The sequence below is a fragment of the Pseudomonas graminis genome, from assembly GCF_900111735.1.
Classification (GTDB): Bacteria; Pseudomonadota; Gammaproteobacteria; order Pseudomonadales; family Pseudomonadaceae; genus Aquipseudomonas; species Aquipseudomonas graminis.
The window spans coordinates 1-14,333 of sequence record NZ_FOHW01000024.1 but is presented as its reverse complement, the minus strand read 5'-3'; the positions used below and the strand labels follow the sequence as shown (position 1 = coordinate 14,333).

Here is a 14,333-nt window from a genome sequence, read left to right as displayed (position 1 = left end):
TCAGTCAGCCGGGCGGCGCGTCAGGCAATGCTCGGCAGGACAATCTCGTCGCTGCGGTTTACACCCGCGGTGAATGAGCGACAGAGGTCGAGGAATTCGCGGATAGCCGACGTCTGATATTTCTGCTTGTGCCAGATGAAATAGAACTGCCGCACCAGATCCAGCTCCGGCGTTTCAACCGCCACGAGGCTGCCCCGGCGAAAGGCGTCACGCAGGGCCAGACGCGAGATGCAGCCGATCCCCAGCCCTGACTCCACAGCGCGTTTGATCGCCTCGGTGTGTTCCAGCTCCAGCCTCACGTTCAGGCTGTTCAAGTGATGACGCATGGCCTGATCGAAGGTCAAGCGCGTCCCCGAACCCTGTTCCCGCAGAATCCACGCCTCCCGCGTCAGTTCTTCCAGCGACGCCCGGCCCTTTTTGGCCAGCGGATGCTGAGGGGCGCAAAACACCACCAGCTCATCCTCGACCCAGGTTTGCACTTCGATGTCAGGGTGGCTGCAGTCGCCTTCGATCAGGCCCAGATCAATCTCGTAGTGGGCGACCTGCTGAACGATGTTTGCCGTGTTCTGCACGTGCAGCTTCACCTGGCTCTCGGGGTGGCGCTGCATGAAGCTGCCGATCAACAGGGTTGCCAGGTAGTTGCCGATGGTGAGGGTGGCGCCGACTGCCAGCGAGCCGAAGCCGGACTTGCCGTTGAGCAGGTCTTCGATCTCCTTGGCCTGATCGAGCAGCGCAACGGCCTGGGGCAAGAGCTGTCGGCCGGTCGCATTGAGGCTCAGTCGTTTACCGGCGCGGTCGAACAGCTGGCAGCTGGACTGGCGTTCCAGTTCAGTGATGGACGTGCTGGCCGCCGATTGCGACAAGGACAGCAGCACCGCTGCGCGGGAAACGCTTTCCTGCTGGGCAACGGCGACGAAAACCTGGAGCTGACGGAGAGTAAATCGCATATCTATATAACCGATAACCTATATCTTGATAATTCAGTTAACAGATATTGTGTCTGCCACTAGAATGTCGCGCAATGGCGCATTGACTGGCGCATTGACTGGCGCACGTTATTTATCAGGAGCTCCCACGTACCATGAGCAACATGAATCACGAGCGTGTCCTCAGCGTTCATCACTGGAACGACACCCTCTTCAGTTTCAAGTGCACCCGTGATCCTGGCCTGCGCTTCGAGAACGGTCAGTTCGTCATGATCGGTCTGCAGCAGCCAAACGGGCGCCCGCTCATGCGTGCCTACTCCATTGCCAGCCCGAACTGGGAAGAGCATCTGGAGTTCTTCAGCATCAAGGTGCCGGACGGCCCGCTGACTTCGCAGCTGCAGCACTTGAAGGAAGGCGACGAGATCATCATCAGCAAGAAGCCTACGGGCACGCTGGTGCTCGATGACCTCAAGCCGGGCAAACACCTTTACCTGCTCAGCACCGGGACCGGTCTGGCGCCGTTCATGAGCGTGATTCAGGACCCTGAAACCTACGAACGTTTCGAGAAGGTCATTCTCTGCCACGGCGTGCGTTACGTGAACGAAGTCGCTTACCGCGAGTTCATCACCGAGCACTTGCCGCAGAACGAGTTCTTCGGCGAGATGCTGCGCGACAAGCTGATCTACTACCCGACCGTGACCCGCGAGCCGTTCGAGAACGAAGGCCGCCTGACCGACCTGATGCGCAGCGGCAAGCTGTTCAGCGACATCGGTCTGCCGCCGATCAATCCGCAGGATGACCGCGCCATGCTGTGCGGCAGCCCGAGCATGCTCGACGAGACCAGTGAAGTGTTGAATAGCTTCGGCCTGACCGTTTCGCCGCGCATGCGTGAGCCGGGTGATTATCTGATCGAGCGCGCCTTCGTCGAGAAGTAAACGCGTTCGGATACGACCCAATCGCCGATGAATCATCCTCGCAGCATTGCGAGGGTGACGTCATCGGCGAATAGGTCAGTACAGGCACCAGTGTTTTTGGGGTCTGAAAAAAACCGCCTGGAGGTCACGGACCAGGCGGTTTTTTTGTGGGCGGGCGTGAATTGCTTATGAGACGGCGGCGGGCACCACTTCCAGCACCCAAATGACGCCCGGCTGCGGATAGTGCCAGCGCACGTCCAGGTCCCAGAACTGCGCACCGTAGCGTCGCTCCGGCGTGGGCGTCTGGTAGGCCGGTCGCGGGTCTTGAGCCAGGCACTGCTCGATCAGCTCGATCAGCGGTTCTTCGAGGCGCATCGCATGTTCGCGGGCCTGGGCCAGCGCCGCGTCTGCCCACTGCACCGGAATCATCGCCGGCGCAGCGGCGGCCATGCTGTTGCGTGCATCGACGATCACATCGGCGTAAGGCACGTAGGGTTTGACGTCCAGCACCGGCGTGCCGTCCAGCAGGTCGATGCCTGACAACCACAGGCGCCCGGCTTCGACCTTGTCCAGCTTGACCACCGATTGACCGATGCCGTTCGGCCGATGGGTCGCGCGGGTGGCGAACACACCCATCGACTGATTGCCGCCCAAGCGAGGAGGGCGCACCTTGAGCCGCGGTTTGTCCTCCAGGGCTTGATGAAACAGAAACAGCAGCCAGACATGGCTGACCTGTTCCAGGCCCTGCACGGCATCACCCTGATCAAAGGGTGCAACCAACTCCAGCACGCCCCGCGCGGCAGGCGCCAGTTGCGGCTGCCGGGGTATGGCGAACTTCTCTTTGAAGCACGAGCGCATGAAGCCGATCGGCGAGACGTTGTAGGCCTGGGTCATCTACGGAGCTGCAGCGCTTAGCCGCGCACGCGCAGGGTCAGGCCACGCAGGAAGTTGCGCAGCAGTTGGTCGCCGCAGACGCGGTAGTTGGTGTGACCCGCCTTGCGGAACAGGGCGCTGAGTTCAGGCTTGGACACCGGGAACTCGGACGCCTTGAGGATCGCGTGCATGTCGTCTTCTTTCAGCTCGAAGGCCACACGCAGCTTTTTCAGGACGATGTTGTTGGTGATCGGCAGTTCGACAGGCAGCGGCGGGCGGCTCTCGTCCTTGCCACGCTTGAAGAAAACCAGGCCGTCGAGGAAGTGCGCCATGACTTCGTCGCTGCACGGCACAAAGCCTTCTTCTTCGTCTTTCTTCATATAGGCCGCGACATCGGCTTTGGTCGCGTCGAACCCGCCGAGCTTGATGATATCGACCACTTTGGCGTCGTTGATATCAAGCATGTAACGGATGCTGCGCAGTACATCGTTGTTCATCATGGTGCGTGTATTTCCTGGGGATTCGCAGATGAGCGCACGCGAAAGTCGATACGGCGCTCAGAAAGGGGATTCAGAATTTTTCTTTGTCGGTCATGTAGCGCCACTGGCCTTCAGGCACCTTGCCGATGGACACGCCGCCGATACGGATGCGCCGCACCGAAACAACCTTCAAGCCTACCGCTTCGCACAGCTGGGCAATGACGCCGGGCTGCGGGTTCTTCATCGCGAAGCGCAGGCGGTTTTCGTTCTGCCAGCTGGCTTTGACCTTCGGCAGTTCCTTGCCCTTGTAGGTCATGCCGTGGTTCAGGCGATTGAGGCCGTGGGCAACCATGTCGCCCGAGATTTCGACCACGTATTCCTGCTCGATCTTGCTGCGGTCATCGGTGAGTTTGCGCAGGATTTTCCAGTCCTGGCTGAACACCATCAGGCCGCTGGCGTTGGCTTGCAGCGTGGAAATCGCTTCCAGGCGCAGGAAGTGCCCTTTGAGCGGACGTCGACCGATGCTGTGGTCGGCGGACAACGTACCTGGCGTGATCAACGCCAAGGCGCTCTCAGGGGTCATGCCCGCCGGGGCGTTGAACAGAAGGGTGACGGATTCAGGCGTGTCGGCTTTTGCTTCCGCGTTCAGCACCACGGTCTGGTTTTCGACCTTGAACTGAGGCTCGTCGACGACAACGCCGTCCACCGTGACCCAACCGCCTTCGATGAACAGCTCGGCTTCGCGACGAGAGCAGCCGACCAGCTCGATTAGGCGTTTGGAAAGGCGAATGGGGTCAGTCATGAGAAAAGCCGTAACAAAATGGAAAGGCGCCTATTGTACCCGCGCAGGCACCGTTAATCGCGGCCACATTGAAATTGCCTGGTGAATAAGCCTCCACTCCATGGATTTTTCCGGGACCGACGCAGGTCTGCTCTCTATTCCTACATTGTCTGGAGCGAATTCATGACCAAATGGCTACCCGCATTGCTGATGACAGTCAGCTTGCCACTGCTCGCTGCGCAAAACCCGTCCTACGGCCCGCAGCTGGAAGGCTTCCAGTATCCGTTCCCGGCGCAGAATTTCACGTTTGAATCCCAAGGCGCACCGGTGCAGATGGGTTACATGGACATCAAGCCGACCGGCACTGCCAATGGCCGCAGCGTAGTGCTGCTCCACGGCAAGAACTTTTGCGGCGCCACGTGGGAAGGGACGATCAAGGCGCTGACGGGCGCGGGGTATCGGGTGGTCGCGCCGGACCAGATCGGTTTCTGCCGCTCCAGCAAACCGGCGGATTATAAGTACTCGTTTGAGCAACTGGCGCAGAACACCAAAGCGCTGCTGACCCAACTGGGCATCGGTCACGTCACCGTGGTCGGGCATTCAATGGGCGGCATGCTGGCGACCCGGTTTGCGCTGATGTACCCCGAGCAAGTGGATCAGTTGCTGCTGGTCAACCCTATCGGTCTGGAAGACTGGAAAGCCAAGGGCGTCCCGGATCGCAGCTTTGATGACTGGTACGCCCGTGAGCTGAAGACCAGTGCCGAGAGCATTCGCAAGTATCAGCAGTCCACGTATTACGCCAATGAGTGGCGGCCCGAGTTCGATCACTGGGTGAACATGCAGGCCGGGATGTTCAACGGCAAAGGCAAGGAGGAGGTGGCTCGGGCGTCCGCACAGACCTACGGGATGATCTTCAATCAGCCGGTGTTCTACGACTTCGAGAAACTGAAGATGCCCACCGTGTTGCTGATCGGGCAGAAGGACAATACCGCCATTGCCAAGGACGCAGCGCCTGAGGCATTGCGCAAGACGCTGGGCAATTATCCGGAGCTGGGCAAGGCCGCCGCCAAGCGCATTCCTCAGGCGACACTGGTGGAGTTCGCAGGGTTGGGTCATGCGCCGCAGATTCAGGATCCGCAGCAGTTCAACAAGGTGCTGCTGGAAAGCCTGAAGCGCTGATGCGGGTTTGCATTATGTGACCTTGAGCCGCATCCGTAACATCGGATGCGGTCGCCCGAGTCCGTCTACCTCCGCCCGGCCCACTACTTCAAACCCCTGCCGTTTATAAAAGCCCAGCGCCTGGGCGTTCTGTTCGTTCACGTCGAGCTCGGTGATCTGGAAATGTTCAATCGCGTAGTCCAGCAGTTGCTTGCCCAGTCCCATGCCGCGGTGATCAGGGGCGATGAACAGCATTTCGAGTTTGCCCGGCGTGGTGCCGGCAAAACCGGTAATGCGCAGGTGCGAGTCGCGGGTGCAGAACAGGTTCACGGCGCCCAGATACTGGGTTTCCAGCAGATGCCGGAGCAACGTGATGTAGTTCTCGGGCAAAAAGTCATGGGTCGCGCGCACGGAGGCTTCCCAGACCCGGGTGAGTTCGGCGAAGTCGTGCTGTTTGGGCAGATAGATGACCGAGTGCGGGGTCATGTTGCCGCTGCTCCCTGGGTAGTGATCCCTGATGTGGGGACGATAGCCAGAAAAAACAAACCCCGCCGTTTTACGGGCAGGGCAGTTGGAAGTGAAGCGGCTGTCGAGCCGGAGATTGAGCGTTAGATCGGCTCAGCCCACAGGTCGTACTCATCGGCGTCCACCACGCGGCACATGACCTTGTCGCCTGGCTTGTAATCACGGTCGCTTTCGACAAATACATTGCCGTCGATTTCCGGTGCGTCGAAGAACGAACGACCCACGAAACCCTGCTCGTCCACTTCGTCGATCAGTACTTCAATCTCCTTGCCGATTTTCATCTGCAGGCGTGCGGCGCTGATGGCTTGCTGGTGCGCCATGAAACGGTCCCAGCGATCCTGCTTGATGTCGTCCGGTACGATCGCTGCATCCAGCAGATTTGCCGGTGCGCCTTCGACAGGGGAGTACTGGAAGCAACCGACGCGATCGAGCTGGGCTTCAGTCAGCCAGTCCAGCAGGTACTGGAAGTCTTCTTCGGTCTCGCCCGGGAAGCCGACGATGAAGGTCGAACGGATGATCAGGTCCGGACACTGTTCGCGCCAGTTCTTGATGCGCGCCAGGGTCTTGTCTTCGAAGGCCGGGCGTTTCATCAGCTTGAGGATCTTCGGGCTGGCGTGCTGGAACGGGATGTCCAGGTACGGCAGGATCTTGCCCGCCGCCATCAACGGAATGATCTCGTCGACGTGCGGGTACGGGTAAACGTAGTGCAGGCGTACCCACACACCCAGCGAACTCAGTGCCTGGCATAGCTCGGTCATGCGCGTGCGCACAGGCTGACCGTTCCAGAACCCGGTGCGGTACTTGATGTCGACGCCGTAGGCGCTGGTGTCCTGGGAAATCACCAGCAGCTCTTTCACGCCGGCCTTGACCAGTCGCTGGGCTTCGTCGAGCACATCGCCAATCGGGCGGCTGACCAGTTTGCCGCGCATGGACGGGATGATGCAGAAACTGCAGCTGTGGTTGCAGCCTTCGGATATCTTCAGGTACGCGTAATGACGCGGCGTCAGCTTGACCCCTTGCGGCGGCACCAGATCGATCAGCGGATTGTGATCGAGCTTGGGCGGCGCGGCGTCATGGACGGCGTTGACCACTTGCTCGTATTGCTGCGGACCGGTGACGGCCAGCACGCTGGGGTGCACGCTGCGAATCACGCTTTCGTCCACGCCCATGCAACCGGTGACGATCACTTTGCCGTTTTCGGCCAGCGCCTCGCCGATGGTTTCGAGGGATTCAGCCTTGGCGCTGTCGATGAAACCGCAGGTGTTGACCACGACCACGTCAGCGTCCTGGTAGGTCGGAACGACCTGATAGCCTTCCATGCGCAACTGGGTCAGGATGCGCTCGGAATCGACCAGAGCCTTCGGGCAACCGAGGCTGACAAAGCCGACCTTGGGGGCGGCAGACGTGGTGACGGTGGACATTGACTAACCTCGGCGTAGGATGCCCGGCGAATAGCCGAAGCATTGACTGGGCGCTTGGGGCGCCTCTGATCAAAAAGTGCGCAATTCTAGCGGCGCGTCGAACGATTGACCAGTGTTATACAGAGAATTACGACGAGTGCTGCGCTATGCTTCGCGGCGTTACGCCCGGCACCCCAGATTGGCCGGGCGCATCGGAATTTACCGGTGCGGTGTGAGTCAATCCGACAACACCGGATCGCGGTGCTCGAGTCACGGTTTCAGGAGTGGTACATGGGTCACGCAACGAATCAGGCAGAGGCCGGGCATTCTTCGGCAAAACCGTTGAGTCTGCTGGTGGGTGCGGTGGGTGTCGCCTATGGCGACATTGGCACCAGCCCGCTTTACACCATTAAAGAGGTCTTTGTCGGCGGCTATGGCGTGCAGGCCGGCCACGATGCCGTGCTGGGCATTCTGTCGCTGATCTTCTGGTCATTGATCTGGGTGGTGTCCTTCAAGTACATGGCCTTGGTGCTGCGGGCTGACAACGACGGCGAAGGCGGCATCATGGCCCTCACCGCGCTGGCGCGAAGGGCTTCCGCCAAGTACCCGAAGCTGCAGGCGAGCATGATCGTCTTTGGCCTGTTCGGCGCGGCGCTGTTTTACGGCGACAGCATGATCACCCCGGCGATCTCAGTGCTGTCCGCGGTCGAGGGCATGGAGCTGGCCTTTGACGGGCTTGAGCACTGGGTCGTGCCGATCGCGTTGGTCGTGTTGGTGGCGCTGTTCCTGATTCAACGTCATGGCACCGCGCGGATCGGCGTGATGTTTGGTCCGATCATGGTGCTGTGGTTCGTGACCCTCGGCGTGCTGGGTGTTCACGGCATTCTCCAGCAGCCGGAAGTGCTGCAAGCCATCAATCCGGTGTGGGCGGTTCGCTTCTTTATTGACCATCCCGGCATCGGCGTTTCGGTCCTGGGCGCTGTGGTGCTCGCACTGACCGGTGCCGAGGCCCTGTATGCGGACATGGGCCACTTCGGTCGCAAGCCGATCTCCCGCGCGTGGTTCGCGCTGGTCTTGCCGGCGCTGGTGCTGAACTACTTCGGCCAGGGCGCCTTGGTGATCCAGGATCCGGAAGCGGTGCGCAACCCGTTCTACCTGCTGGCGCCGAGCTGGGCGCTGTTGCCTTTGATCGCGCTGTCGACACTGGCGACCATTATTGCTTCGCAGGCGGTGATCTCCGGGGCGTTCTCGATGACGCTGCAGGCGATTCAGCTCGGTTATATCCCGCGCATGTACATCCAGCACACCTCCAGCGACGCCCAAGGGCAGATCTACATCGGCGCGGTGAACTGGGCGTTGATGGTCGGGGTCATCCTGCTCGTTCTGGGCTTCGAGTCCTCGGGGGCACTGGCCTCGGCGTACGGCGTGGCAGTGACCGGCACGATGCTCTGCACGACGATTCTGGTGGCGTCGGTTATGTTGCTGGCGTGGAAATGGCCGCCGCTGATCGCAGTGCCGATTTTGGTGGGCTGTCTGTTCGTGGACGGTATGTTTTTCGCCGCCAACGTGCCGAAAGTGTTGCAAGGCGGGGCTTTCCCGTTTCTGGCGGGCATCGTGCTGTTCATCCTGATGACCACGTGGAAGCGCGGCAAGCAGTTGTTGGTAGACCGCATCGACGAAGGCGGTCTGCCTCTGCCGATCTTCATCAGCAGTATTCGCGTGCAGCCACCCCACCGCGTTCAAGGCACGGCCGTGTTTCTCACGGCGCGGGCGGACGCCGTGCCCCATGCGCTGTTGCATAACTTGCTGCACAACCAGGTACTGCATGAACAAGTGGTGTTGCTGACTGTTGTGTACGAAGACGCCCCGCGCGTGCCAGCGGCGCAACGTTTTGAGGTCGAGGTGTTTGGCGAGGGCTTTTACCGCGTGATCCTGCATTTCGGCTTCATTGACGAGCCGGACGTGCCGGCGGCGCTTAGCCTGTGTCACTTGAAGGAGCTGGGCTTCAGCCCGATGCGCACGACCTACTTCCTCAGCCGCGAAACCGTGGTCTCGTCGAAACTGGAGGGCATGGCCCGCTGGCGCGAAGGTCTGTTCGCGTTCATGTTGAAGAACGCCAACGGCAATCTGAGGTTCTTCAAGCTGCCGTTCAACAGGGTGATCGAGCTGGGCACGCAGGTGGAGATGTAAGCGGCCTTTGGCCTTTGTAGGACCTGCTTTAGCTGGGAAGGCGTTTGGTGTCACGCCGCGAGATTGATGGCGTCCATACAGGCCTCTTCCCGGCTGAAGCCGGTCCCACTAAAAGTGCCGCCTGCACCCGGTGGAATTGAGGGCACTGACCATTGTAGGACTGGCTTTAGCCGGGAAGGCGTTTGGTGCCGCGCTGAAAGATTGATGGCGTATGCAGCGGCCTCTTCCCGGCTGAAGCCGGTCCCACTAAAAGTATCGCGTGCACCCGTTGAGATTGGCGCTACTGGACCATTGTAGGACTGGCTTTAGCCGGGAATACGTCAGGTGTAACGCCGCGAGATTGATGGTGTGCAAGCGGGCCTTTTCCCGGCTGAAGCCGGTCCTACGGGGACAGTGCGTAACCGGAGGTGGGACCCGTCGTGAGCAGGCCCTGAAACAAAAAATCCCCGCAATCGGCAGAGAGCGGGGATTTTTTATGGGTGAGGATTACTCGGCGGCAGGCTCTTTGCCCTTCCACTTGTCGATCACCGCACTCAGGCGCTTGGCCAGGGCAGGGTAGTCTTCGTCGAAGTGATGGCCGCCGGGCAGCTGCATCTTCTCGCCAGGGGCGGTGGTTTCGGTACAGCCGCTTTCATCCTTCTCCTCGATGCCGTAGACGCACAACACCTTGTCGCCAGGCAGCTTGGCCATTTCCGGGCCTGTCGCGGCTTCTTTGCCGGCAGCGCCCAACCAGCCTTCAACAGCAATCTCGAAGCTGCCTGTGCGGGCGAAGGCGAGCAGGATGATCCCGTCGACGCGCGCCTTGTCTTCTTCCGGCAAGCGGTTGTAGATCGCGGGCAGCACGTCGGCGCCGAAGGAGTAGCCGGCAAGGACGAAGTGCTTGGCACCCCATTTCTGCCGGTAATGGGCCATCAGATCGCTGAGATCAGCGGCGGTCTGTTCAGGCGATTTGTGCTCCCAGTAATAACGCAGGGTGTCGATGCCGACGACCGGGTAGCCGCCCATCTTCGCCATGTCGCCTGCCACGTCCTTGTCCAGGTCGCGCCAGCCACCGTCGCCGGACAGGAACAGCGTCACCGTGTCAGAGGGCTGCGATGACGGTACCTCAACCACGGGAATGTTCAGGCCGCCGTTATCGTCACCCCCAATCAGGCGACGGCGCACTTCGTTGTTCAGCACCTGCGGGTACTTGATGTCGTAATCGCTGATGCTGGTTTCGGTGTTGGGTGCATCACGGACCAGCGTGGCGCTTTCGTCGTCAGGCCCATCGTTCCAGGCGACCGTCCACTTGCCGTGGGCGGCGGCTTTCGGCACAGGGTCGGTGCAGCCCGGCTGATCGCGGACAAAACCGACCGAGATAGCCCGGGCGTTGTCGTTGTTCTGGCCGGCCAGCCAGCGCCAGGCCACCGAAGCACCCGATCCGACACCGGCCACCAGATCAGGTGCGCCGTCGAGCTTTTGCAGCGCGGCATTAAAGGTCTTTGCCTGAAGCTGGCAGTCGTCCTTGGGCAGCGTCACCTGGATCACACGAGCGGAGGCGTCGTAGCTCAGGGCGAGCAGTTGCTTCTCGGTCAGTGATTCTTCGGTGGTCACAGCCAGCGCGACCTGAGTTTTCACCTTGGTCGAGGGCACCACGCGGATCAGCGCAGAGCCGTCGTCCAGCGTGATGTGTTCGAGGGTCGGTTGTGCGGCGGGGCGGTTCCACAGCCAGAAACCCAATGCCACCACCAGAATTACCAGGGCTGCGAGCAAAAAGCGCCAGTAGCGTTGAATCATCAGCGTTTCACCAATCCAGTCAGGCCGCCCGCGATCAGGGCGGCGGTATCTGCCAGTGCCACCAACGGATCAAGTCCTGCGGGCACGGCCATATAACGAGGTTCCCAGTCAGGCTGGAATTTGTCTTTGAAACGGCGCAGCCCCTGGAAGTTGTAGAGCTGTTCGCCACGGCTGAACACCATCGAACCCAGGCGCTGGGTCAGCGGTGCGCCGCGCCGCGGTTGCAGCCCTGACAACGGCACCATGCCCAGGCTGAAGCGGGCGTAACCTTCTTTTTTGTAATGCAGGATCAGCCCGACCATCATGAATTCCATGGTCAGCTTCGGCGCTTCCGGGTGCGAACGCATCAGGTCCAGGCTCGCCAGATCATTGCGCGAGGTCTCCAGCAAATTGGAGAACGCGACCGGCTTGCCCTGGAAATGGACGATGGCGATACGGAAATGCTTGAGGTAATCCAGGCTGAAACGGCCCAGCGAGAAGCCTTTTTCGCGGACGTTCTTGCCCATCAGCCACGCATCGGAAATCACTTTGAGCTCGTCCATGGGTGCTTGACCCACTTCGTAGATCTCCAGCGACAGACCGTCTCGCCCACCCCGATTCCAGGTGTAGCGCAGGTCCTTCATTTCCTTGCCCTTGGCTTCGATGTCGAACTTGTGCAGGTCGACCCGGGCTTCTTCGCCCAGCTTGATCGCAGTCAGGCCGATGTCCATGTAGAACGGCAGGTTCTCGGCACGCACCTGATAGAACACAGGGCGGGCATGGTGAACGTCGCACAGATCGCGGAACTGCCAGATCAGCTCGGCCCGCTGCTGGGTCGGGCCAATCGGATCGTAGAGCGCAACCAGACTGCGACCGCGATGGGCATACATCAGAAAGGCGTTGCCGTCCGGGTGCATCAGCACGGCTTTGTCGCCGGTCAGGACCAGGCCGCCATCGGGCTGGCTGGATGCTTTGATGATCTCTGCGGCTTTGGCCAGCTGCGCCTCGTCAGGCAGGTTGATGACAGGGCGCGCGGTGCGCAGCAGCCAGGTCAGCGAAACGATCAGCAGCAAGACCGCACTGCCCAGCGCCGAACGCAGACCGCGAGGGGCGTCGGCGTCCAGGGTGAATTGCCACCAGAGCTGATGGCTGTAGGGCACGTCCTGATAAGCGAACAGCAGCAACCAGACCGAAGCACCCAGTACGCAAACACTGGCGACCAGATACAGCGGCGAAAACGGCAACTCCAGCAAGCGACTCGGGCGGTAGAACGAGCGGCGGAAGACTGCCAGCAGGCACGCCGTCAGCAGCAGCAGGCTTGCTTCTTCCCAGTCGAAACCCTTGAGGATCGAGAGAATGGAGCCCACAAACAGCAGAATGGTTGTCAGCATCCATGCGGCCGAGAGACGACGACGCAGACCCTGGGCGAGCAGCAGGCAGAGCACGCCAATCAGGCTGGCGCCGAAGTGCGAGGCGTCGATCAACCGATGGGGAATGAGGAATCCCAGGCTCTCGATACGGGTGTCTATCTCGGGCGTGGAGCCGGAAAACAGCAGCACCACGCCTGAGAGAAATACCAGCAGCGCCAGAATCGGGGCACCGAAACCGGATGCAACGCGCATGGCCTGTTGCGCGAACAGCAGACGCTTGGCCTCGCTGTAGAGCAGCACCAGGCAAGCGATCAGCAGTGGCATCACCACATAAATCAGGCGGTACAGCAGCAGCGCGGCAGCCAAGGGTGCAGCGCCCAGTTCGTCGGCAAATGCGGCGAGCAGAATGGCCTCAAAGACGCCGACACCGCCGGGCACGTGGCTGAGAACACCGGCGGCCAGGGCCAGCAGGTAAACCAGCAGGAACGCGCCGAACGGCGGGGCTGAGGGCAGCAACAGATAGAGGACGGCAGCAGCGGCTGCGACATCCAGTGCGGTGATCACCAGTTGCATCAGCGTCAGGCGCACCCCAGGCAGACGCAGCGTGCGGCGTCCGGCACGGACCAGCAGGTTATGGGGGATCGTCTGTTCCGGCAGGCGCCGGCGATAGATGGCGTAACCCAGAATTGCGCTGATCGCCAGCACCGCCACCGCGACGGTGGCCAGTACAGGCACCGAAACATGCAGCGCCAGCGAAGCGGCAGGCAGGTCACTCAAGGTCGCGAGGGCCGCCAGCGGGGGAAGCGCGCAACCCAGGGACAGGCTGGCAAACAGCGTCATGTGGGCAACTTCGCCCGCACCCAGTCCCAATCGCGAGTAAAGGCGGTAACGAACCGAGCCGCCGGACAGCATAGACAGGCCTACGGCATTGCCGATGGCGAACGCGCAAAACCCGCCCATGATCAGCGACTTCGTCGGCAACTCAACATTGGCGTAGCGACTGGCTGACCACTCGTAGCCCAGCAGAATCACAAAGCCGATGGCTGACGCCAGCACTGCGCCCGCCAGAGAAGGAAGAGGCACACTGAGCAGCGAATCCTGCAGGGCGTAGATGTCCAGCTCGGTCAGCATGTGCCGACAGGCGATCAGGGCGACGGCAAACAGAAGGATGGTGACGCCCAACCCTATGGGTTGACGGTACTTGTTCACCAGTTCGCGTAGACGCAATCGTTTCGGGGGAGCCGGAGGATGCTCCGTCACTGCTTCATTTGTGTCGGACGGGTTGGCGCGCATCAATCACTCCTTGGATCGTGCGCGACAGGATGGAGGTATACAGCCAAGTTACCAATCCCTACGCGAAAAATAATTCAGGATGTTAGCGCTTCAACGTCTAACGGGCGAATACCACGGATACGTATCAGTGACCGTTCAGTCTAGGTTCAGTCGCTGGCCAGCGTATCGGCAGGGGAGATAAAAACTATCGCTCCCGGCAACATACAGTAACAAGACCTCTCGGATGAACGCACCCTGGTAATGGGATGTGACAAGGATTCCGGCCCGCTGTTCGTGAGCTTTCAGCGAGGCAAAAAAAAGGCCACTCTTTCGAGTAGCCTTTTTAGATGTTGGTTGCGGGAGCCGGATTTGAACCGACGACCTTCGGGTTATGAGCCCGACGAGCTACCAGACTGCTCCATCCCGCGTCTGTGTGGCGGCATTCTACAGTCGAACGGCAGAGTGTCAACCTTTAATGCCAGGCATCGGCAAAATAACTGCTTCTGGAGCGTTGGCGTACCTAAGTGGCGGTCGGACAAGGCTTTTATCGCAATCCGCGCATAAGGGCAGGTCGCCATCATCCATGGAGCCTGTTTCATTTATATGAAGAGGTGAGGGGGAATAACGGTGAGGGCGGGCTTGCTCAAACAGCGGCCACAAAAAAGGCCACTCTTTCGAGTAGCCTTTTTT

The 14,333-nt window shown here is 60.5% G+C and carries 12 protein-coding genes and 1 tRNA gene; 3 read left to right on the top strand and 10 right to left on the bottom strand.

Translation table 11 applies throughout. From position 1 onward, the window contains the following. Window positions 1–20: 20 nt before the first annotated feature. Window positions 21–947: a LysR family transcriptional regulator gene (locus BMY98_RS17420; protein ID WP_065989779.1), complete on the bottom strand. Its 927-nt coding sequence runs from the start codon at window positions 945–947 to the stop codon at window positions 21–23. Between the two features lie 134 nt (window positions 948–1,081). On the opposite strand from BMY98_RS17420, the gene fpr reads away from it, so the two are divergent. Beyond that, a complete protein-coding gene (fpr, locus tag BMY98_RS17415) occupies window positions 1,082–1,861 on the top strand; it encodes a ferredoxin-NADP reductase (protein ID WP_065989778.1) in 780 nt (259 codons plus the stop codon). Between the two features lie 165 nt (window positions 1,862–2,026). Here the strand turns inward: fpr and tsaA are convergent, their stop codons facing one another. The 3 genes from tsaA to BMY98_RS17400 form a co-directional block, all read right to left on the bottom strand. Then, complete coding sequence (gene tsaA / locus BMY98_RS17410) at window positions 2,027–2,734, bottom strand: tRNA (N6-threonylcarbamoyladenosine(37)-N6)-methyltransferase TrmO (protein ID WP_074891251.1); 708 nt, start codon at window positions 2,732–2,734, stop codon at window positions 2,027–2,029. 17 nt (window positions 2,735–2,751) lie between these two features. Next, window positions 2,752–3,213 carry a YehS family protein gene (locus BMY98_RS17405; protein WP_074891250.1) on the bottom strand — a complete coding sequence of 154 codons (462 nt, stop codon included), beginning with the start codon at window positions 3,211–3,213 and terminating at the stop codon, window positions 2,752–2,754. 70 nt (window positions 3,214–3,283) lie between these two features. Further along, complete coding sequence (locus BMY98_RS17400) at window positions 3,284–3,994, bottom strand: rRNA pseudouridine synthase (RefSeq protein WP_074891248.1); 711 nt, start codon at window positions 3,992–3,994, stop codon at window positions 3,284–3,286. Between the two features lie 162 nt (window positions 3,995–4,156). On the opposite strand from BMY98_RS17400, the gene BMY98_RS17395 reads away from it, so the two are divergent. Then, a complete protein-coding gene (locus tag BMY98_RS17395) occupies window positions 4,157–5,152 on the top strand; it encodes an alpha/beta fold hydrolase (protein ID WP_074891246.1) in 996 nt (331 codons plus the stop codon). Between the two features lie 12 nt (window positions 5,153–5,164). Here the strand turns inward: BMY98_RS17395 and BMY98_RS17390 are convergent, their stop codons facing one another. Beyond that, window positions 5,165–5,617: a GNAT family N-acetyltransferase gene (locus BMY98_RS17390; protein WP_074891244.1), complete on the bottom strand. Its 453-nt coding sequence runs from the start codon at window positions 5,615–5,617 to the stop codon at window positions 5,165–5,167. 122 nt (window positions 5,618–5,739) lie between these two features. Then, the gene (gene rimO / locus BMY98_RS17385) at window positions 5,740–7,077 is read right to left on the bottom strand and encodes a 30S ribosomal protein S12 methylthiotransferase RimO (protein WP_074891242.1); all 1,338 of its coding nucleotides are present in this window, start codon (window positions 7,075–7,077) and stop codon (window positions 5,740–5,742) included. Between the two features lie 270 nt (window positions 7,078–7,347). On the opposite strand from rimO, the gene BMY98_RS17375 reads away from it, so the two are divergent. Further along, window positions 7,348–9,246, top strand: a complete 1,899-nt coding sequence (locus BMY98_RS17375) for a potassium transporter Kup (protein WP_074891238.1) — start codon at window positions 7,348–7,350, stop codon at window positions 9,244–9,246. A gap of 486 nt (window positions 9,247–9,732) precedes the next feature. On the opposite strand, the gene BMY98_RS17370 is transcribed toward BMY98_RS17375, so the two are convergent. From BMY98_RS17370 to BMY98_RS27440, 4 genes are all read right to left on the bottom strand, one after another. After that, entirely contained in the window at window positions 9,733–11,022 is a 1,290-nt protein-coding gene (locus BMY98_RS17370) for a virulence factor family protein (protein ID WP_074891236.1), read from the bottom strand. Continuing rightward, window positions 11,022–13,664, bottom strand: coding sequence for a bifunctional lysylphosphatidylglycerol flippase/synthetase MprF (gene mprF / locus BMY98_RS17365; protein ID WP_074891235.1), 2,643 nt, complete (start codon window positions 13,662–13,664; stop codon window positions 11,022–11,024). Before mprF ends, BMY98_RS17370 begins: the two co-directional genes overlap by 1 nt. A 330-nt stretch (window positions 13,665–13,994) precedes the next feature. Then, window positions 13,995–14,071: transfer RNA gene (locus tag BMY98_RS17360), tRNA-Met, on the bottom strand. 37 nt (window positions 14,072–14,108) lie between these two features. Continuing rightward, the coding region (locus BMY98_RS27440; protein ID WP_217648314.1) for a hypothetical protein at window positions 14,109–14,333 on the bottom strand (225 nt) is incomplete at its 5' end.